The following is a 21,683-nucleotide window of genomic DNA, read 5'->3' as shown; positions in this document are numbered from 1 at the left end:
TCTTTTGTAGTGTGTTGGTGACGCTCGAGTCTCTCTGTAGAGAATAACGGTTTTTATCTACTTTTGCTTTTCGTCACTCGTTTACTCGTATCCCTAATCTACTTTTCAGAAAAGAAAAAGCCCGCAACCTAGGTTGCGGGCTTTGCTATAAGCGATGTTTGTTTTGCTATTAAGCAGTAAGAGCTAACACGGTACCAGGCAGTACAAGGAATACTGCAACAAGGTAACCAGCGACTACCGCTTTGTTCTTCACTGCCATGTCTGAAATCATGTCTGCTGCTTTAACTGGTAGTTCACGTAGGAACGGAATGCCGAAGATGAATACCGTTGCCATAATATTGAATACCAAGTGTACTAGAGCAATCTGCAGTGCGAATACAGCGAACTCACCAGATACTGCTGTTGCTGCAAGTAGAGCGGTAATACAGGTACCGATGTTTGCGCCCAGAGTGAATGGATAAACGTCACGCACTTTAAGTACACCTGAGCCTACGAGCGGAACCATCAAGCTTGTTGTCGTTGAAGAAGACTGAACAAGGATAGTAACGATAGAGCCAGAAGCGATACCGTGAAGTGGACCACGACCGATTGCGTTCTTTAGAATCTCACGAGCACGCCCAACCATTAGGCTCTTCATTAGCTTACCCATTACTGTGATCGCTACGAAGATAGTCGCGATACCAAGAACGATAAGCATGATGCCGCCAACTGTGTCGCCAAACGTTGATAGTGGCTCTTTAATCGCGCTTACTACAGGTTTAGTGATTGGCTTGATGAAGTTAAGACCCTTCATGCTCATATCACCTGTTGCTAGCATTGGAGACACTAACCAGTGAGAAATTTTCTCTAGAATACCAAACGCCATCTCTAGTGGTAGGAAGATAGCAACGGCTAATAGGTTAAAGAAGTCGTGAATTGTCGCGCTTGCGAATGCTCGTTTGAACTCATCTTTACAACGAACATGGCCAAGGCTCACTAGCGTATTGGTTACCGTAGTACCAATGTTTGCCCCCATGATCATAGGGATGGCTAGCTCAACAGGCAAACCACCGGCTACAAGGCCAACAATAATTGAAGTAACGGTACTTGATGATTGAATAAGTGCTGTTGCCACTAAACCAATCATTAAGCCAGCAACTGGGTGTGAAGCAAATTCAAAAAGTACTTTTGCTTGCTCGCCTGTTGCCCATTTGAAGCCTGTACCAACCATTGAAACTGAAAGTAATAGTAGGTAAAGCATGAATGCCAAGTTAGCCCAGCGTAGCCAACGAGTGGTACTCGAAATAGGCGCTGCTGCAGTAGTAGCTTGGTTCATAATGTTTTCTCCATTGGACCGTTTAAGTCTGAGTGTGGTCTGTGTGTTTAATCTGAGCGAGATGTTAGAGATTAAATATGTCAGTAATATTACATTTTGATTTCGGTGAGGCTTTTTTGCGTCAATTTACTATTTAAATATTTTCCTCATAAAAGACGTTTATTTAAGTCTTTGTTTATTAGTTTGTTTTTGGGTTTGTGATGATGGAGGATATGGTTTTTGACAGGTAAGGAAAATGGGAAATAATCACTTTCATATTACATTGTTCAATTTCACTTATCGGAAAAACAAATGTTTACTGGTTTTTCTTTAGGTTTTTCCGAGTTCATTGAGTGGGAAGGGGATATTTGTTATAACAAGGCATCTACTCTCTATTACGGCACATTTATGTCGCACCTCAACTATAATCATGTCTACTATTTCTGGATGGTCTGCAAGCAAGGCTCTGTTACTAAAGCGGCGGAAGCTCTATTTTTAACGCCACAAACAGTAACGGGTCAAATTAAAGCGTTAGAAGAACGTATGGATGGCAAGCTGACTAAGCGTAATGGACGCAGCGTTGAGCCTACTGAGCTTGGTCAGCTGGTCTTTAAATATGCCGATCGTATGTTTGGTCTGAGTTATGAAATGCTCGATATTGTGAATTACAGCCAGCACTCAAATATTTTGTTTGATGTGGGGGTCGCGGATGCGCTATCTAAAAGATTAGTCAGCAAGATATTGATGTCGACGATCCCGCCAGACAACAGTATTCACTTACGTTGCTTTGAATCTACCCACGAAATGCTGCTTGAACAGCTCTCTCAGCATAAGCTGGATATGATCTTGTCTGATTGTCCGGTTGACTCTAGCCAAAGCCCTGGCTTGTTCAGCAAGAAATTGGGCGAAAGCAGTCTGAGTTTTTTCTGTTCAGGTAATGTTAAAGAGGTAAGTTTCCCCGCTGTATTAGAGCAAAGAAAATTGTTGATCCCAGGTAGCCGTACCTCAATGGGGCGTAAAGTGCTGCAATGGTTCGATAGGCAAGGACTTAAACCTGATATCTTGGGGGAGTTTGATGATGCAGCATTGATGAAAGCTTTTGCTCGTTATCACCATGATGCTATTTTCTTAGCGCCCACACTCTATATGTCTGAGGTTGATCAAGACACATCGCTGCAGTTGCTGGGTGACATTGAAGAGTTAAAAGAGGAGTACTATGTCATATTCGCTGAGAGGATGATCCAACATCCAGCAGTAAAAAACGTATGTGACGCAGATTTTAGCAAATTGTTCGAGTGAGGTAGTTTGTTAATGAATTGATATCGATTATTATGATCACCCAATGTACCGGAAATACTGATAGCCCGTAGTTGGCGTAGAGGTGGTAGGGAGCCAAACTATGAACTTAAAAGAGATGGAGAAGAACTCAGCAAAAGCTGTGATTCTACTCAAAGCCATGGCCAACGAACGTCGTTTACAGATCTTGTGCCTATTGCATGGTACTGAGCTGTCGGTTGGAGAGTTGTGTGGTAAGTTGGAACTGAGCCAATCGGCTTTATCTCAACATCTTGCTTGGTTGAGAAGAGATGGTTTAGTCGAAACTCGCAAAGAAGCTCAAACCGTGTATTACACATTGAGTAGTGAAGAAGTTAAAGCAATGATTAACCTACTGCATGGCCTATATTGCAAGTAGCTTATTGTTGGTGAGGAAGGTGATTCTTTATCAGGATAAGGTCGACACAAGGAAGTGTCAGTATTTCACGTCGAACGTTAATGCCTATCTGTGATCTTTTATAAATCCACTCTCTTTTGTTGATCGGTTAGCCGTTTATCTATTTGTTTATTTGTCTATCGGGAAGCGAAATTATTTTTAGTAAACAAATTATTTTTCAATAAGCCAATAGCTGTCAGTAAGAAAAATAACGTTCAGTAAGAAACCAAATAAAAACGTTACTCAAAATTTAGATATAAAAAAACCGGCCTAGGCCGGTTTTTTTCGTTTTGCGTTGTAATCAAATTTCTATTAAAGAGCTTTGATTGCAGCCGCGAAACGAGACTTATGACGTGCAGCTTTATTCTTATGAATAAGGCCTTTAGTCGCCATACGGTCAAGAAGTGGTGTAACTTCTACAAGAGCAGCAGTTGCAGCTTCTTTATCACCAGCTGTGATAGCTGCGATAGTCTTTTTCATGTAAGTGCGCATCATAGAACGACGGCTAGCATTGTGCTGGCGACGTTTCTCAGCTTGGATAGCGCGCTTCTTAGCAGATTTACTGTTTGCCAAGGGTCTAACTCCCAAAAACTTAGTTCGGTGACAATTTAAGGGCGAGGACTATCCCTCATTAGCGCTTAATTGTCAAATGATTTGTGCAAAAACCAGTCGTAGCCAAACAAACTTTGGTATAGAAAGGTCATCGCGGTTAAGATGGCGGGGATTCTAACAGCATTTTTATACCAATGCTAATAATTATGCTTCTTAGGACAGGATAGTATTTATCCCCCGCTTAAAAGTAATCAACTAGTGTCAGAGGTTTCTGTGAGTAAACGACTATTAAAGTCAGGCCTGATTGTCAGTGCAATGACTTTTGTTTCCCGTGTGTTGGGGCTAGTACGTGATGTAGTAGTAGCAAATTTGATGGGGGCAGGAGCAAGTGCCGATGTATTTTTCTTCGCTAATAAAATTCCTAATTTCTTACGTCGACTTTTTGCAGAAGGTGCATTTTCTCAAGCGTTTGTTCCTGTATTAACGGAATATCACGCTGCTGGTGATAAAGATAAAACTCGAGATTTAATCGCTAAAGTTTCGGGTACGCTCGGAGTATTAGTTTCGATCGTAACGATTGCTGGGGTACTGGGGTCTGGAGTGATCACCGCGATGTTTGGTGCAGGTTGGTTTATCGACTGGCTTAACGACGGCCCTGCGGCACCAAAATTTGAGTTGGCGAGCTTTATACTAAAAATTACCTTTCCTTACTTATGGTTTATCACCTTTGTGGCTTTGTCTGGTGCGATTCTTAATACCTTAGGTAAGTTTGCTGTTTCTTCTTTTACGCCTGTGTTCTTGAACGTAATGATCATTGGTGCTGCATGGTTTATTTCCCCTAACCTAGAGCAACCCGAAATTGGCTTGGCAATTGGTGTGTTTCTTGGAGGTCTCGTTCAGTTCCTTTTCCAAATGCCATTCTTAATCAAAGCGGGTGTGTTGGTTAAGCCTAAATGGGGATGGAGAGATCCGGGGGTGGTTAAGATCCGCACATTAATGATCCCTGCGTTGTTTGGCGTGTCTGTTAGCCAAATTAACTTACTGTTTGATACCTTCATTGCGAGTTTCCTTGCGACGGGCTCTATCAGTTGGTTGTACTACTCTGACCGGTTACTTGAATTTCCACTAGGTTTATTCGGTATCGCGATTGCGACTGTGATTCTGCCCGCTTTATCCCGTAAACACGTAGACGCTCAAGGTGAAGGGTTCGCACATACGATGGACTGGGGCGTACGAATGGTTTTGCTTCTCGGCATTCCGGCGATGTTAGGCCTGATTGTTTTGGCTCAACCTATGCTGATGGTGCTCTTCATGCGTGGTGAGTTTTCTCCACACGATGTGCAGCAGGCATCCATGTCATTGGTGGCTTATGCATCGGGCCTGCTTAGCTTCATGCTGATTAAAGTATTGGCGCCGGGCTATTATTCTCGCCAAGATACCAAAACGCCAGTTAAGTACGGCATTATTGCTATGGTCACCAATATGGTATTCAACGCGATCTTTGCGTATTTCTATGGCTATGTTGGTTTGGCGATTGCGACGGCATTGTCTGCTTTCGTGAATATGTCATTGTTATATCGCGGATTGCACCTTGCTGGTGTGTATCAATTATCTAAGACCACTTTGTTATTTAGCGCTAAGTTACTTATCTCAGGTAGTGTGATGGTTGCGGCTATTTTGTGGCAGCTTGATAGCATGCAAAAGTGGCTTGAATGGGGATTCAGTCAGAGAGCGATGACATTAACAGGCTTGATTGGACTTGGTGGCTTTGTTTATATTGTTTCTGTATTGATTTTAGGTGTCCGAGTAAAACATTTAAAAGCAGCGACAGATTAATACTGATTAGTATATAATCCGTCGGTTTCACACAATAAATGATGCAAATAGCAGGTTTTAGTTGATCATAATGGAACTGATCCGAGGTATACACAATATAAAAGCGCAGCATCGTGGCTGTGTATTAACCATAGGTAACTTCGATGGTGTTCATTTAGGACATCAAGAGGTGCTAAGTCAGGTTTCTAAACAAGCGGCAGTATTGGGGCTCCCCTCTGTTGTCATGACGTTTGAACCACAGCCTATGGAGCTGTTTGCCCGAGATAGAGCGCCAGCACGTTTAACTCGCTTGCGAGATAAATACGTGCAACTGAGTAAGCTAGATATCAGTCGTTTACTGTGCGTTAATTTTAACCAGTATTTTGCAAGTTTATCTGCGGAAGCATTCATTAAAGATCTTCTGGTTGATAAGCTTGGTGTTAAGTTCTTGGTGGTTGGTGACGATTTTTGTTTTGGCAAAGGTCGCACGGGTAATTTCGCTATGCTTAAAGAAGCAGGCGAAAAATATGGTTTTGAGGTGGTAAGCACCCAGAGCTATTGCTTAAACCAATTACGAGTAAGCAGCACCGAGATACGAAATGCATTAGCGGCTGATGACTTGGCTGCAAGTGCAACCATGTTAGGGCGTGATTACAGTATTAGTGGTCGTGTTTCTCATGGTCGAAAATTAGGGAGAACCATAGGTTTTCCTACCGCTAACATTCCATTAAAGCGTTGCGTTTCTCCTGTTTCGGGAGTCTATGTTGTTGAAGCTTTGGATATCGACGGTGTTCCTGTCGGTGGCGTGGCTAACATTGGACAACGACCAACGGTTAATGGCGTAAGGCAGCAATTAGAAGTGCACTTTTTTGACTTTAAAGCCAATTTATATGGTAAACAGTTAGAAGTTCGACTTTTACACAAACTGCGCGACGAGATAAAATTTGAATCGTTCGACGCATTAAAGAATCAAATAGAATTGGATGCTGAAGCCGCAAGGGTGTGGCTGCTTCAGCTAAAGAATTAATCGGATGATTCCACCGGTTAACATAATGTCTAACTTCGCCCAATATAACGGAATTAAGAATCGATGAGTGATTATAAAACTACCCTGAACTTACCAGAAACAGGGTTCCCAATGCGTGGCAATCTGGCAAATCGTGAGCCAGAAATGCTTAAGCGTTGGTATAAAGAAGATCTTTACGGCGAAATCCGTAAGGCAAAGAAAGGTAAAAAATCTTTCGTACTGCATGATGGCCCTCCATACGCGAACGGCGACATTCACATTGGTCACGCGCTGAATAAGATTCTTAAAGACATTATTATTAAATCTAAGACCCTTTCTGGTTTTGATGCACCGTATATCCCGGGTTGGGACTGTCACGGTCTTCCAATCGAGCTAATGGTTGAGAAGAAGAAAGGTAAGCCTGGTCAGAAGATTTCGGCTGCTGAATTCCGCGAAGAGTGTCGTAAGTACGCTGCGGGCCAAGTTGAAGGTCAGAAAGAGAGCTTCAAACGTCTTGGTATCATGGGCGAGTGGGACAAACCTTACCGTACTATGGATTTCGGCACAGAAGCGAACATCATTCGTTCTCTAGGCAAAATTGCAGATAAAGGTCACCTTCTGAAAGGTTTCAAACCAGTGCATTGGTGTACTGACTGTGGTTCTGCTCTAGCTGAAGCTGAAGTTGAATACAAAGATAAAGTTTCTCCATCTATCGATGTGAAGTTTTCTGCAGCTGACGAAGCGGCACTTCTAGAGAAATTTACGCTAGCTGGTGAGCACGCTGGTCAAGGTGAAATTTCTATAGTTATCTGGACAACAACACCATGGACTCTGCCTGCTAACCGCGCAGTCTGTCTACGTGATGATCTTGAATACGTACTTATCCAAGTTGAAGCGAATGGTGAACAGCCAGCTCAACGTATCGTTGTTGCTTCTGAACTAGCAAAAGACGTAATGGATCGTGCCGGTATCGAGCACTTCCATAACCTTGGTTTTGCAACTGGTGCTGATCTTGAGCTTTCTCTGTTCAACCACCCGTTCTACGACTTTACGGTTCCTGCTGTTCTTGGCGACCACGTTACAACGGATTCAGGTACTGGTGTAGTTCACACTGCGCCTGGTCACGGTCAAGAGGATTTCGTGGTTGGTAAGAAATACAACCTAGAAATCGCTAATCCAGTAGGCTCTAACGGCGTTTACCTGCCAGATACAGAGCTATTTGCTGGTCAGCACGTATTCAAAGCGAACGACTCTGTTTTAGAAGTTCTAAAAGAGAAAGGTGCACTTCTGCATCATCACGCTTACGAGCACAGCTACCCACACTGTTGGAGACACAAAACTCCAATCATCTTCCGTGCAACACCACAATGGTTCATCTCTATGGATCAAGCTGGCCTACGTGCAAAAGCACTTGAGTCAATCAAAGGTGTTGAGTGGTTGCCGGAATGGGGTCAAAGCCGTATCGAAGGTATGGTTGAAGGTCGCCCTGAGTGGTGTATCTCTCGTCAACGTACATGGGGCGTACCAATTGCTCTGTTCGTTCATAAAGAGACGTCAGAACTTCACCCAGACAGCCCTGCGCTGATTGAAAAAGTAGCGAAGCTAGTAGAAGAGAAAGGCATTCAAGCTTGGTGGGATGTAGATGCTGCTGAACTTATGGGCGCAGAAGACGCTGATAAGTACGAAAAAGTAATGGATACGCTAGACGTATGGTTTGACTCCGGTGTGACGCATTTCTCTGTTGTTGATTCTCGTGAAGAGTACAACTTCCCGAATGAAGAAAGAACGCACAGTGCCGATCTTTACCTTGAAGGTTCTGACCAACACCGTGGCTGGTTCCAGTCTTCTTTGATTTCATCTATCGCGATGAAAGACGAAGCACCATACAAGCAAGTGCTAACGCACGGTTTCGTGGTTGATGGTAAAGGCCGTAAGATGTCTAAATCTATCGGTAACGTTGTTGCTCCTAAAGATGTAACCAACAAGCTGGGTGCGGATATCCTACGTCTATGGGTTGCTTCCACAGACTACACCGGTGAAGTGGCGGTTTCTGATGAAATCCTGAAGCGTTCAGCTGATGCTTACCGTCGTATTCGTAACACGGCTCGTTTCTTCCTAGCGAACTTGAATGGTTTCAACCCTGAAACTGACCTAGTACCTGCTGAAGAGATGGTTGCACTTGATCGCTGGGCTGTTGGTCGTGCTCAAGCTGCACAAGAAGAGATTGTTAAAGCATACGGCGAGTACAACACTCACGGTGTGACTCAACGTTTAATGCAGTTCTGTTCTATCGAAATGGGTTCTTTCTACCTAGACGTAATTAAAGATCGTCAGTACACAGCGAAGCAGGGCAGCCATGCTCAACGTAGCTGTCAAACGGCGCTTTACTACATCGTAGAAGCTCTAGTTCGTTGGATGGCACCTATCATGTCGTTCACTGCCGATGAGATCTGGAACGAAATGCCAGCTTCTCTTCCAACCGGTGAAAAACGTGACAAGTTTGTATTCACAGGCGAGTGGTTCGAAGGTCTATTTGGTCTTGCTGAAGGCGAAGAGCTAAGCAACGAATTCTGGACTGAAATCCAGTCTGTTCGTGGCGCAGTGAACAAGCTCCTTGAAGATGCTCGTAAAGAGAAAACGATCGGTGGTGCACTGCAAGCTGAAGTGATTCTGTACGCTGACGACGCACTAGCGGCTAAGATCAACAAGCTAGAAGATGAGCTACGTTTCGTACTTATCACTTCTACTGCGGTTGTTAAGCCACTAAGCGAGAAATCTGATACAGCTCAAGCGACAGACGTTGAAGGTCTATTCGTTGAAGTAGCGGCGACTGAAGCTGAGAAGTGTGACCGTTGTTGGCACCACACTCCAGATGTAGGCACTATCGAAGGTCACGAGAAAGTTTGTGGTCGTTGTGTGTCGAACATTGACGGTGAAGGCGAAGTGCGTAAGTTCGCATAACCGCTCAGAGAAAGACTGAACTTTTTGTAAAAATTATAGCCCCAGTATCAACTGGGGTTATTTTTAATTATAGGAAATGTGTTTCGCCAAGTTGAGTACTGATGATCACTTAAATCGAGTGAAAATGAATACTAACTTCGTAAATACTAGGAATAGAAATGAGTGAAGTTTCGTTAAAACAATCTGGTGTGCGTTGGTTATGGTTGGCTCTGCTGGTTTTCCTTGCCGATATCGGCATTAAACTTTTCGTCATGGACAACATGGGTTATGGCTGGGCAAATCGTATTGAGGTGCTGCCGTTCTTTAACTTTTTGTATGTTCATAACTATGGTGCGGCTTTTAGCTTCTTGAGCGACCAAAGTGGTTGGCAGCGTTGGTTATTTACCTGTATCGCATTTGCAGTAACAGGCATGCTGACGTACTGGATGAGCAAACTACCAGCGACAGAAAAGTGGAATAACATTGCTTATGCGATCATTATTGGTGGTGCAGTTGGTAACGTATTTGACCGAGTAGTACACGGCTTTGTTGTCGATTACTTAGACTTTTACTGGGGCACTTACCACTGGCCTGCCTTCAACTTAGCGGATATGGGAATCTGTATCGGTGCAGCGATGATCATCCTCGATGGTTTCCGCAAGAAAGACGAAAGCAAATAAGTGAATAAGCCTTAAGTAGAAACGCTTTGAAATAGATGACCTTAAAGTCAGTCTATGACTCACAGAATAGAATAGCCCTAAGCGCTGTCGGTTGATTCCGGTGGCGCTTTTTTTTATGCTTCAGTCAACAAGAAAGCAAAGCACCATGCGTCCCCCAAATAATAAAGAAGTCTAAGGAAAGTAACGTGGCAGCAATTAAAAACGATTCAGCAGTAACCCTACATTTTACGATTAAAATGAAGGATGGTTCCGTTGCCGATAGCACCGAAAATATGGGTAAACCCGCGAAGTTCGTTATGGGTGATGGTAGCCTAAGTGAGAACTTCGAAGCGTGTTTGCTTGGACTTGAAACCGGTACTGAAAAGTCTATCGAACTGAAAGCACAAGATGCGTTTGGTATGCCGAACCCAGACCATATCCACCATATGGATAAAACAAAATTTGCTGGTGATTCTGATGTTGAAGTCGGCACTATCATGGCATTCTCTGGCCCTGACGGTATGGAAATCCCTGGGATTATCACTGATATCGCGGGAGATTCAGTAACGGTTGATTTTAATCACCCGTTAGCAGGTCAAGACGTTACTTTTGATGTCAACATCTTAGCGGTAGAATAGTTATCTTCACGGTGGAGTAGCTAGTTTAACGGTAGAATAACTATCTTAACGTTAGAATAGCGCCGCCTTACAGGTGTGATACAACCCAGAGCTTCACTGTCTAGGCGCTTCACTGTAGAATGCGAACCTCGCTGACGGCGAACTCTAGAGAAACAACCTTAGTACCGCGGTAAATGATGAGCAATGAAATGAAAATAATGTTAGCTAACCCTCGTGGCTTCTGTGCCGGTGTCGATCGTGCGATCAGCATCGTAGAGCGCGCACTTGAAATGTATCAGCCACCGATTTATGTTCGCCATGAAGTGGTACATAACCGCTTTGTTGTTGAAGGGCTTAAGCAACGTGGTGCTATTTTTGTCGAAGAGCTGAGTGAAGTGCCAGACGATAACATCGTGATCTTTTCTGCTCACGGTGTATCTCAAGCGGTTCGTAAAGAAGCGAAAGAGCGCGATCTCACCGTATTTGATGCGACGTGTCCATTGGTCACTAAAGTTCATATGGAGGTTGCTCGTGCGAGTCGTAAACATATGGAAGTGGTATTGATTGGTCACGCAGGTCATCCTGAAGTGGAAGGGACTATGGGTCAGTACGCTAGCCAAACCGGTGGAATGTATTTGGTTGAAAGACCAGAAGACGTACAAAACCTAGTAGTGAACGATCCAACTAACTTACATTACGTTAGCCAAACCACCCTGTCAGTTGATGAAACCGCAGATGTGATTGAAGAACTGCGCCGTGTATTCCCACAGATCCAAGGCCCACGTAAAGACGACATCTGTTACGCGACTCAAAACCGTCAAGACGCAGTACGTGATATGGCAAATGATGTAGACGTAGTGATTGTGGTTGGTTCTAAGAACTCATCGAACTCAACACGTTTGAAAGAGCTGGCTGAGAAGCTAGGCACACCAGGTTATCTAACTGACTGCCCTGAAGACATTCAAACAGAATGGGTTGAAGGCAAGAAGAAAATCGGTGTAACGGCGGGGGCTTCGGCTCCAGAAGAGCTAGTAAACCAAATCTTGGACCGCATTCGTGAGTTGGGTGCTACCGAGGTTGAAGAGATTCAAGGTCGTGAAGAGAATATGTTCTTCGAAGTGCCCAAAGAGCTGCAGATTAAACAAGTCGACTAATCTTTATCGACTTGTGATGCTAGCGATTCGCAACACAGTTGAATCGTAAACACTATCGATTTGCAAACACTATTGATTTGTAAACAGCAGGAAGCCAACGTTGATGCGTTGGCTTTTTTGATCGTGCTTTATGTCCCACCCTGAAATATGTTTACTGAAGGCCGAGCTGTTCTTTTAACGTTTTGAGGTAGCGACGGCTAACAGGCACTTCAAAGCCCGTCAGTGTGATGATCTCGGCCAGTCCATTTTCTAACAACTTGATCTCTTGGATCGATTTTATGTTGATCAAATATTGTCGATGACAGCGGATCAAGTCGGTTTTTTCTTCTAAGGTCTTCAAGGTTAACTGTGAGGTTGCGGTTTGCGATGAGCTACGTACGTGGACACCGCTGATATCGGAATACGCGCACTCGACCGTTTGGCTTGCCATGATCACTATACGGTTATGTCCAATACACGGAATCTGCTCTAAATGACAAGGGGCGATGACTGATATGTCTTGTTCTGGCGCTTTGTGGTTCTGTTTGATGATCTTATTCAGACGACAAACGCTCTTGTTTAATCGACAAGGCTCAACAGGCTTGAGTAGGTAATCAAAGGCATTATCTTCAAAGGCTTGAATCGCATATTGATCATAGGCTGTTACGAATACTACGTAAGGCATAGTGTCTGGATCAAGCATGCTCAGCAGTTCAATTCCGGTAACTTGCGGCATTTGAATATCTAAATACACTACATCAGGCTTGAGCTGGTTGATCTGCTTTAGGCCTTCGATCGCGTTGCTTGCTTGACCGATGACTTCCACTTCTCCAGTTTCAGTCAGTAGTTCAATCAGTTCTTCACGAGCAAAAAGCTCATCATCGACAACTAATGCTTTTAACATCCTACAATCTTCATCTTGATTCTATCCCTGTTTGATTCACGTTTGGCTTCTAAATAATACGGTTACCGAGAGGCTATCATCTACGAAAGCACCGTTATTTTAGTATAGGTATGATAAAGCTCATTCGAGTAAATTGCTGTGGTTGAGATTCTATTTTTAGTGCTGAGTCTTGTCCAAAGAAATTCGCGAGTCGTTTATCAACAATTTCCATTCCTAACCCCACATGGTCTTGAGACGGCTTCTGATAGTTGCCTGCATTGTCTTCCACGATCAGCTTGAATCCCCCCTTGAAAGCCTCGCTATAAATCTTCACTTTGCCGCCTTCTAGCATGTTTGAAATGCCATGTTTTATGGCATTTTCAACCAGTGGCTGCAGGGTAAAGCTCGGCAATTGAGAGTCATACAGTACCGGGTCGATATCTAACTCCACTTCTAAGCGGTCGGTAAAGCGTGCCTTTTCTATGGTCAGGTAAGCATTGACGTGTGCCAGTTCGTCTTTGAGTTTCACAGTGTTGATGTTCTGCTTAAGGTTGCTTCTAAAGAAGTGAGATAGGTGCTGAATAAGCTCTCGTGCTTTATCTGGGTCACGACGTGTAACGGCACTGATGGTATTCAGCGCATTGAACAAGAAGTGCGGGTTAACTTGAGCGTGCAGCAGTTTGATTTCAGCTTGGGTGAGCAGGGTCTGCTGCTGCTGGTAGTTACTAAATAGGATTTGGCTGGATAACAGTTGAGCGATACCTTCTGCCATCGACATGTTAATGGTCGAGAACAGTTTCAACTTTGGCTCATACAGTTTGATGGTACCGACGACTTCGTTACCGGCACGCAGTGGGATAATAAGCGCAGAACCTAACTTGCAATCTTGAGATAGAGAACATTGGTATGGGTTCTCTTTACCATCAAGGTAGATGATGTCGTTCTGTTCCATCGAGGTGAGGGTGCTTTGCGATGAAATAGGGGTATTTGGGATATGGTGTTCATCGCCAATGCCGACGAACGCGAGGATTTTCTCTCGGTCGGTAATCGCCACTGCACCAACATTGGTCTCTTCGTAAACGATACGTACGATTTTTTGTGCGTTATCGGAATTAAACCCACCATGCAGAATACCCACCGAACGTTCGGCGATGGTTAATGCGCGGCGCGAGAAAGTAGCTGAATATTTCTCGAAGATGGTTTTCCTGTCTTGGATGATGCTCATGAACAGCGCTGCACCCACTGAGTTGGCGATGATCATTGGCGCGGCAATATCGGAAACTAAAGCATAAGATTGCTCAAATGGCTTGGCGACTGCGAGCAGAATCAACATCTGAATGATCTCTGCAAACAGGGTGACAGAGAACACCACCAGAGGATTAAACAGTTGGCTGGCTTTGTTTTTTCTCACTAGGTAAACGTGTAACAGTCCGCCAATCAAGCCTTCTGCTGTAGTGGAAATAGCACAAGCTAAGTCCGTAAAGCCACCTAATGAGTAACGATGAATACCGCCAGTAAAGCCGACGGCAAAGCCAACGACAGGGCCACCAAACAGACCACCCATTACTGCGCCCATCGCTCGCGTGTTGGCGATGGCGTCATTGATCTGCAGTCCGAAATAGGTGCCCATAATGCAGAACAGGGAAAACAGAACGTAGCAGCTGATCTTATGACTTAAACGTGAAGAGATGCTCAACAAAGGGAGAATCAGTGGGGTTTTACTTAGCATGTAAGCAATCACTAAGTAGACACAGGTTTGTTGCAGCAGAGAGAGAATGAGTTCCATATTTTCACCTATTGAGACGCTTGTTAAGTGTAAAGCTCATTGCTTGGTAACGGTAGCTTTGCTTGTCTTTTCGCTGGATATATAGGCTTCCAAAGGGGCAAAATTAATGCCTAAAAACAATAAAGCCCATCACAGTGGACGGGCTTTAGTCTTATTTTCCACGAATCACCGAGTGATTACGGGAGCAAGCGAAGTGTGTTTGGCTTGTTCTTTTGTCTCTTTCTATGAAGATTGGTCTCTTGTTATCAAGAGCCTTAAAGAACTAGGCTGTTTTAGTCACCGGTTTTGATTCTTGATCTTGTTCTTCGTCAGCTAGGTCGATATCGCCTTTGCCTTTTGAAATCTTGATAACGTAAGCCGTAATCAGTAGAGATGACACCACGCCTACGATTGTTGAGATTTGCATAGGCAGACCAAAACCCAGTTGGCTGTTGTTCAGGATGAATGTGATACATACAGACGTCATGAAGATAGCTGGAACTGTTGTTACCCAATGCAGTTTATTGTGACGAAGTAGATAAGCAGAAGCTGTCCACAGCATCATTACTGCCGTTGATTGGTTAGCAAAACCGAAGTAGCGCCAGATGATACCGAAATCTACTTGAGTCAGGATGCCACCAAGAACGAATAGCGGTAGAGCCATTAGTAGTCGGTTGCGCAGTGTTTTCTGTTCCATGTTGAAGTATTCAGCAAGGATAAGACGGCTTGAACGGAACGCTGTGTCACCAGAAGTGATAGGTAGGATAACCACGCCAAGGAAAGCAAGGATACCGCCAAATACACCCAGTAGGCCAAATGAAGCGCTGTATACCACGTTACCTGGGCCGCCGTTTGCAATCGCGTCAGATAGAGACTCAACTGAACCGAAGAATGACAGAGCAAGTGCACACCAGATTAGAGCGATGATGCCTTCACCAATCATTGCGCCGTAGAATACGAAGCGACCGTTCTTCTCGTTTTCCATACAACGCGCCATCAAAGGAGACTGAGTTGCGTGGAAGCCAGAGATTGCGCCACAAGCGATGGTGATGAATAGAGCAGGCCAAAGTGGTAGATCATTCGGGTTCATGTTGGTGAACATGTCTTTCATCTCAAAGCCACCCATGATTTGGTGCTCGTCAGATAAACCAATCGCAGTGATTAGGCCAACAGACATAAAGATAAGCAGCGCGCCGAACAGTGGGTAGAAGCGACCAATGATTTTATCGACAGGGACAATCGTTGCGATGATGTAGTAGGCAAAGATGATAACAACCATCGTCGTTGCAGACATCGCAAAATCAGTTTGGTCGTTCACTAGGTTAGTGATCATACCTGCAGGAGCAGATACGAAAACCACACCAACAAGAAGCAGTAGAACAATGGCAAAGATGTTCATAAAGTGTTTTGCGCCATTGCCTAAGTAACGTCCAGTGATGGTTGGAACCGAAGCGCCGCCATTACGAATAGATAACATACCTGAGAAGTAGTCGTGTACTGCACCTGCGAAGATACAACCTAGAACGATCCAAAGCATTGCTGCTGGGCCGTAAAGGGCACCCATGATAGGGCCGAAGATTGGACCGACGCCTGCAATGTTAAGCAGCTGAACTAGGTAAACCTTTGGTGTTGACATTGGAACGTAGTCCACGCCATCTTGCTTGGTATGAGCGGGTGTTTGGCGCTTTTCATTGATACCGAAAATCTTCTCGATAAAGGTACCGTAAATAAAGTAGCCACCAATGAGTGCTGCAACACAGGTAAGAAACCACATCATAATTTGTTATCCCTGAATGTATTAATTAAGTCAGGGTGTATATTAAAGGAGTCGATGAGAAAAAACTTCCGCTATGAGAGTGAGTGGTCGAATAGCCAATTTAACGGTGCTATGAATGATTGAGTGGTTTGTTCACTTTGTTGAGTGGCGGATATTTCTACTGAGAGGCTTCTTGTCTCTATAAAGAGGTTGTTTGAGTTGGCTTAGCGGCGGCGACTGACTTTGAGTGGTCGGAATTAGCCTAAAGTGGTAAACATTAGACAATAAGTGGACATCAACAGGCGTTCAGCGGAGAATCACCACCAAGGTAACGCTTCGTCAGAAAGTGGTGAAGTAACAATATAAAGGATTGAAATGAAAAAAATAATCGCACTATTCGCCGTGGCATTTAGCCTTGCAGGGTGCAGCGCCAATATTCAAGATTTAGCGGCAGAAGGTAACTGGCAAGAGATTGGTTTCCGTGACGGTATTAAAGGCAATACTCAGCGTTCGTATTCGGAGATGACTGAGCTTGGCGCAGTCGATCAAGCAAGTTACACCGAAGGTTATCACCTAGGTGTGACGGAATATTGTAATCCGAACCATGCTTATCAGATTGGCTTGTCTGGTCAGATGTATGAAGGCGTGTGTTCTGGTACGAAAGACGCTCAACGTTTCCGTATGGAATGGCAACGTGGTTGGGATGAGTTCTCAAACGACTATTAAGCCCAAGCTTGCGATAAAAAATTAAAACTAAAAAAGACCAGTACCGCATGTGTACTGGTTTTTTTGTATGTCGCGGCGTAACACTCAACAGCATAAGCATAAGCATAAGCATAAGCATAAGCAGATTACTGATTATTCTCGACCGCTTTTCTCAAGAAGCCATTTTGTTGGTCAAGCTGAGCCTTGGCGGCCTCAAGATCAAGCCCTGTCAGGATCATCAAAATCGCGAGCTTCACGTCATAATCAGTGGTTTTTAGCGTCGATACGGCCAGTGCTTTATCACACTCCGTCGCTTGAATAACGATACGAGCGGCGCGGGCAACCAGCTTCTCATTGGTCGCTTTAACATCGACCATCAGGTTCTGGTAGCTTTTACCAATGCGGATCATGCTCGCAGTGGTTAGCATGTTGAGCACTAGCTTTTGTGCCGTACCGGATTTGAGCCGTGTTGATCCCGTTAGTGCTTCTGGGCCAACCACTGGGCTAATTGCGATCTGTGCGATCTCGGCAATTGGAGAATCAGGATTACAAGACAGCGCTACGGTCACCGCACCGATTTGATTGGCATAGTTGAGCGCACCAATCACATAAGGTGTACGGCCACTGGCTGCGATACCGACCACAACATCGTTTTCTGAAAATTGAATCGCTTTCAGATCTTCAATACCAAGAGTCAGCGAGTCTTCCGCGCCTTCTTTGGCTTTTAAAATGGCTTCTGGGCCGCCAGCGATGAGACCGATAACCATTTTGTCTGAAACACCAAACGTCGGTGGGCATTCTGATGCGTCTAACACACCTAATCGACCACTGGTGCCTGCGCCCATATAAATCAGTCGACCGCCGTTTTGGAAGGCGTGAGCGATCTTGTCAACGGCTTGCGCGATCTGTGGCAGTTCGGCCTCGATAGCGAGTGGTACTTGTTTGTCTTGTTGGTTAATCTTTTCAACCACTTCGAGAGAGGTGAGTAGATCAATATCCATAGTATCAGGGTTTCTCCCCTCCGAAACGAGGTGCGAGAGCGCTGATATGAGAGCGTTGTTACTCATAATGATCCTTAAATGGTGATTCTAAAATGATGGTTCTAAATTGTTTAGTCAGCACGATAGAGAACGCCTAGAGAGGCAGCCCTGCTTGCACCAGTCACTTCGGGTAAATTGCTTGGCAGTTGATGGACATGACGTTGAGCAAGCCACGCAAAGGCCATCGCTTCCATGTAGTCGGCATCAACGCCTTTACTGGTGGTCGATTCCACTTCCCAGCTAGGAAGCAGTTCAGACAATCTTTTCATCAACAATGGGTTTCTCGTACCGCCGCCACATACATAGAGTGCTGGTTGGTTACCCAAGCGATAAGTCTCCACTTCATTGGCTATCGTCAATGCGGTGTATTCACAAAGCGTGCGCTGAACATCTTCTGCTGAGATGTCGTTAAATTCTGTTAATTGTTGCTCTAGCCAAGGCAGGTTAAATAGCTCTCTGCCAGTACTTTTCGGCGGCATCTGAGATAGATAAGATTCATTGAGCAGCTGTTCGAGTAAAGCTTGATTGAGCTTGCCTTGAAGTGCGAACTGCGCATCACGGTCAAACTTTTTACCAGTGTGTTTATCTACCCACGCGTCCATCAACATATTGCCCGGGCCTGTATCATAACCAAGCGTTGGCTGATTTGGGCGCAGCACTGAAATATTCGAGATACCACCAATATTCAACACGACAACCGAGCTGTCCTGCGGGTGAAAAATAGTATGGTGGAAGGCGGGTACGAGTGGCGCACCTTGCCCGCCAAGTGCCATGTCTTTGCGTCTGAAATCGGCGACGGTTTGAATCTCTGTTTTAGCAGCAATGATATTGGCATCACCCAACTGCATGGTAAATGGCGATGCGCCGGTAGGCTGGTGGAACACCGTTTGACCATGATTACCAATGGCCGTCACTGAAGATGCTGGAGTGCCTGACTTTTCGAGAAGTTGCAGAACCGCATCAGCAAATAGATGGCCAAGCTGGTGGTCAAGTTCACCAATGGCAATCAAATCCGTTTTCTGACCAATACACACCTCAAGCAGGCGGGCTTTGATATCTTCAGGCATAGGGAATTCATCATGCGCGAGTAATGTGATACGAGTGCCTTCGATCGACACTAAGGCCGTATCAACGCCGTCCATACTCGTGCCGGACATCACGCCAATATATAACTCTGACTTCATTGTTCATTTCCTAAGTTGAGCATGTGGATCTTCTGGTGAGCGATAACTTCGGCACCATCCTGAGCGTTACCTTGAATGTCTAAAGCGCGAGTTTGAAGCCCTTGAGAGAGCTTAGAACGATAGAATTGTCCTAAGCTGCCTAAAAACATAATCGGTAAGCTGTTATTTTCTGCGCATGTTCGTGTGAGCTTCTCTATTTCTTCAATACCTTGTTTTAATATGGTACTTGCCGTTGAGCAGCGCTGTTCTATATCAACGAGCTCTCGTGCAAATTGCGCATAATCGGTCGCATTGGCCGTGTTGAGCCACTTTAGAATGTCACTACGTTCGCTGCCTATTTTATTCATGACAAGCTGGCTTGTTAAAGAGGAGCGTTTGTCATCAAATTCGGCTAGAGTTTGCTGCACCGCTCGAAATCCAAGCCAAGCGCCACCCCCTTGATCGCCAATCGGGAACCCCCACCCACCAAACTGATGAGTCACATGTTGGGTATCTAGCTGAATGGCAACCGAACCGGTCCCAATCGCAATGCAGTTAACGCCTCGCCCTGAGTTAGCACCAAACACCGAAGCTTCAGCATCGGTTGTCACATATAGGTGTGGGCAGTGGGCTAACGCCGATTTTAGTTTGGCTTTTAAATGACTATTTCCAGCACCAGCAACGCCAACCACAATATAGCACTGTTTGGCTTTAATCTGATTCACACTCAACATTTCCTCAATATAATGAGTCAGTTGAGTGATTGCCGCCTCACCATACAAGGTCAATGACGTTGCCGCTAAAGTACGTTCTTGAATGACTCTTGGTATAGTTGATATTTGCTTCAGTCTCACGGCGGTTTTGGTTCCACCGCCATCGACTGCCAAAGTATGGGTAATCATTGGCTAAACCGTTTGTAGTTTATTAACTTCTTGAGTCTGCTTCTTACCTAGAAGGCACACGATTAATGATACAAACGTGCCTACGCAGAGTTGATACGGAAAGGCTAATCGAACACCCACCCAATCCGCATTAACCGCGCCCATCACACTGTCCCATACATAAGCTTGCATCAGTAATGTCGTTAAGAAGCCTGCCATTAGAGCTAAAGCGACTGAAGTTTCGTTGCCGCGTTCAGTGAAAATCGCCGTGAAGTAGACGCCCAGTAATCCGGTGTAAGCAAACACCATCACACTTAAAGCGAACGATAACAGTGGCATGTCTGTGTACTGTTGCCAGTAGTAACAAAGGATACCCATGCTACCTAAGGCTACGGCCGCTGCAGCCATTCCAAATCGGCCAGCTTTTACGTAATGGAAGTCATCTTGTTCTCCTTTACGAGCTTCTAACCAAGGCTTGTAAATATCTTGTACCGCAACTGAAGACATCGAGTTTAAGCCAGAGTTTAGTGTCGATAGCGCCGCGGCAACCACACCAACAGTGACTAAGCCACGAAGACCTGCAGGCATTTCATTCAGCACGTAGTACATGAAGATCGTGACGTTTTCGCCATTAAAATTTTGCACGACGTCTTTGCCTTCAACACCCATCAGTTCAGGTCTTTGGTAGAAAACATACAAGAGTAGGCCAATCGACATAAATACCAACACGACAGGAATCGAGAATATGATTGAGTTGATCATCGCCTTTGAACCTTGCTTGGCATCTTTACAAGTCAAAACGCGTTGCGTCATGTCTTGATCAAGGCCAAATGCCCCGATGTTTAACAGGACAAAACCAGTGATACATGCCCAAAAACTGAAGGTGCCAGCAGGGCTAAAGTCGAGCGTGAAATCGAGTAGAGTCAGCTTCGAGGATTGTCCTTCACCCGGATTAGTAAGTACCTGAGCAATTTGGCTAAAGTCGGCAGGGATCTGACCCAGTAGGTAGACAATTACCGCAATAGCTGCGCCGACGTACACAACAAGCTGGATTAAGTCACTCCAAATAACGGAACGAATGCCGCCCATGTAGGTATAAGCGAGGCCAACGGCGACAAGAATGACCACCGAAGTGACTACGCTGCTTGGGTCAATGTTGGTAAACAGAATCATGGATACTGCGATAGCCGCCATGTATAGGCGCGCACCAGAAGCAAACACACGGCCCACCAAGTACATCACACCTGCGCGCTGTTTGGTCTTCTCACCAAAGCGTACTTTCAGTAGTTCATAAACGGTAGAGACTTTGTTGTGGTAGAAACGAGGAATTAGAACGAGCGCGACAAAAATTGCACCAAGAATACCGCCGATGTTGGTCGCTAGGTAAGTGAGATCACCACGGTAGCTAGACTCTGGTCCACCTAAAAACGTCGCTGCGGATTGTGAGGTCGCCAGTACCGAGATAGCAACAACCCACATTGGCATTGAGTTACCACCTAAGAAATAGTCCTTGGTACTTGTGATTTTTGTTCGGCTAAAGTGCCAACCAGTAAAAGCGATAATGGCGAAATATATCGCAAATACCGCCCAGTCCAGCGAGGTAAATAGTGAATTCATAGCAGCTCCGTAGCATGAATAGGGTAGAGGGTGTTTATTATTATTTTTTCAGAATGTCAGTTTGAATAATGAGTTTCAAAATCTATTCCTTGGTGGAATAGTGACCAATGGTTTTCTTTGACAGTGATCCCAGAAGGTTGTGTCAG

General features: G+C 44.9%; 18 protein-coding genes. 9 read left to right on the top strand and 9 right to left on the bottom strand.

Annotated features, from left to right (window positions below; all coding sequences use genetic code 11):
• Positions 1-169: 169 nt before the first annotated feature.
• Positions 170-1,315 (bottom strand): Na/Pi symporter, encoded by a 1,146-nt coding sequence (locus OCT63_RS16365; RefSeq protein WP_060467203.1) that lies wholly within the window; start codon positions 1,313-1,315, stop codon positions 170-172.
• Between the two features lie 387 nt (positions 1,316-1,702).
• Here OCT63_RS16365 and nhaR point away from each other — a divergent pair, with 387 nt between their 5' ends.
• On the top strand, positions 1,703-2,593 hold the full coding sequence (nhaR, locus tag OCT63_RS16360; protein ID WP_060467236.1) for a transcriptional activator NhaR: 891 nt from the start codon (positions 1,703-1,705) through the stop codon (positions 2,591-2,593).
• Between the two features lie 100 nt (positions 2,594-2,693).
• Entirely contained in the window at positions 2,694-2,987 is a 294-nt protein-coding gene (locus tag OCT63_RS16355; protein ID WP_060467204.1) for an ArsR/SmtB family transcription factor, read from the top strand.
• A 330-nt stretch (positions 2,988-3,317) separates the two neighbouring features.
• Here the strand turns inward: OCT63_RS16355 and rpsT are convergent, their stop codons facing one another.
• A complete protein-coding gene (rpsT, locus tag OCT63_RS16350) occupies positions 3,318-3,578 on the bottom strand; it encodes a 30S ribosomal protein S20 (RefSeq protein ID WP_017056126.1) in 261 nt (86 codons plus the stop codon).
• A gap of 252 nt (positions 3,579-3,830) precedes the next feature.
• Between rpsT and murJ the strand changes: the two genes are divergently transcribed.
• The 6 genes from murJ (at position 3,831) to ispH (ending at position 11,748) form a co-directional block, all read left to right on the top strand.
• A complete protein-coding gene (murJ, locus tag OCT63_RS16345; protein ID WP_333482696.1) occupies positions 3,831-5,393 on the top strand; it encodes a murein biosynthesis integral membrane protein MurJ in 1,563 nt (520 codons plus the stop codon).
• A gap of 70 nt (positions 5,394-5,463) precedes the next feature.
• Complete coding sequence (gene ribF / locus OCT63_RS16340) at positions 5,464-6,399, top strand: bifunctional riboflavin kinase/FAD synthetase (protein ID WP_060467205.1); 936 nt, start codon at positions 5,464-5,466, stop codon at positions 6,397-6,399.
• Between the two features lie 63 nt (positions 6,400-6,462).
• Positions 6,463-9,339 (top strand): isoleucine--tRNA ligase, encoded by a 2,877-nt coding sequence (ileS, locus tag OCT63_RS16335; protein WP_269984067.1) that lies wholly within the window; start codon positions 6,463-6,465, stop codon positions 9,337-9,339.
• Between the two features lie 158 nt (positions 9,340-9,497).
• Positions 9,498-9,998 carry a signal peptidase II gene (gene lspA / locus OCT63_RS16330; RefSeq protein ID WP_161686298.1) on the top strand — a complete coding sequence of 167 codons (501 nt, stop codon included), beginning with the start codon at positions 9,498-9,500 and terminating at the stop codon, positions 9,996-9,998.
• Positions 9,999-10,183: 185 nt separating this feature from the next.
• A complete protein-coding gene (gene fkpB / locus OCT63_RS16325; RefSeq protein WP_077680013.1) occupies positions 10,184-10,615 on the top strand; it encodes an FKBP-type peptidyl-prolyl cis-trans isomerase in 432 nt (143 codons plus the stop codon).
• Positions 10,616-10,791: 176 nt separating this feature from the next.
• A complete protein-coding gene (gene ispH / locus OCT63_RS16320; protein ID WP_146441208.1) occupies positions 10,792-11,748 on the top strand; it encodes a 4-hydroxy-3-methylbut-2-enyl diphosphate reductase in 957 nt (318 codons plus the stop codon).
• Positions 11,749-11,899: 151 nt separating this feature from the next.
• Here the strand turns inward: ispH and btsR are convergent, their stop codons facing one another.
• The 3 genes from btsR to OCT63_RS16305 form a co-directional block, all read right to left on the bottom strand.
• On the bottom strand, positions 11,900-12,631 hold the full coding sequence (gene btsR / locus OCT63_RS16315) for a two-component system response regulator BtsR (protein WP_060467208.1): 732 nt from the start codon (positions 12,629-12,631) through the stop codon (positions 11,900-11,902).
• Between the two features lie 94 nt (positions 12,632-12,725).
• Positions 12,726-14,396 (bottom strand): sensor histidine kinase, encoded by a 1,671-nt coding sequence (locus tag OCT63_RS16310; protein ID WP_269984066.1) that lies wholly within the window; start codon positions 14,394-14,396, stop codon positions 12,726-12,728.
• Positions 14,397-14,658: 262 nt separating this feature from the next.
• Positions 14,659-16,152, bottom strand: a complete 1,494-nt coding sequence (locus tag OCT63_RS16305; protein ID WP_060467210.1) for a carbon starvation CstA family protein — start codon at positions 16,150-16,152, stop codon at positions 14,659-14,661.
• Between the two features lie 354 nt (positions 16,153-16,506).
• Here OCT63_RS16305 and OCT63_RS16300 point away from each other — a divergent pair, with 354 nt between their 5' ends.
• The gene (locus OCT63_RS16300) at positions 16,507-16,857 is read left to right on the top strand and encodes a DUF2799 domain-containing protein (RefSeq protein WP_060467211.1); all 351 of its coding nucleotides are present in this window, start codon (positions 16,507-16,509) and stop codon (positions 16,855-16,857) included.
• Positions 16,858-16,982: 125 nt separating this feature from the next.
• Here OCT63_RS16300 and murQ read toward each other — a convergent pair whose 3' ends face one another.
• From murQ to OCT63_RS16280, 4 genes are read right to left on the bottom strand one after another with little or no spacing between them, the layout of a single operon-like run.
• Entirely contained in the window at positions 16,983-17,903 is a 921-nt protein-coding gene (murQ, locus tag OCT63_RS16295) for an N-acetylmuramic acid 6-phosphate etherase (RefSeq protein WP_060467212.1), read from the bottom strand.
• 44 nt (positions 17,904-17,947) lie between these two features.
• Positions 17,948-19,060: an anhydro-N-acetylmuramic acid kinase gene (locus tag OCT63_RS16290; protein ID WP_269984065.1), complete on the bottom strand. Its 1,113-nt coding sequence runs from the start codon at positions 19,058-19,060 to the stop codon at positions 17,948-17,950.
• A complete protein-coding gene (locus OCT63_RS16285) occupies positions 19,057-19,941 on the bottom strand; it encodes a BadF/BadG/BcrA/BcrD ATPase family protein (protein ID WP_269984064.1) in 885 nt (294 codons plus the stop codon). Before OCT63_RS16285 ends, OCT63_RS16290 begins: the two co-directional genes overlap by 4 nt.
• 3 nt (positions 19,942-19,944) lie before the next feature.
• Positions 19,945-21,537 (bottom strand): sodium:solute symporter, encoded by a 1,593-nt coding sequence (locus OCT63_RS16280; protein WP_161686290.1) that lies wholly within the window; start codon positions 21,535-21,537, stop codon positions 19,945-19,947.
• Positions 21,538-21,683: the final 146 nt, after the last annotated feature.

Source organism: Vibrio sp. RW (genome assembly GCF_027587105.1).
Lineage (GTDB): Bacteria > Pseudomonadota > Gammaproteobacteria > Enterobacterales > Vibrionaceae > Vibrio > Vibrio toranzoniae.
The sequence above is the reverse complement of the archived record's forward strand: the minus strand, read 5'-3'. Positions and strand labels throughout refer to the sequence as shown.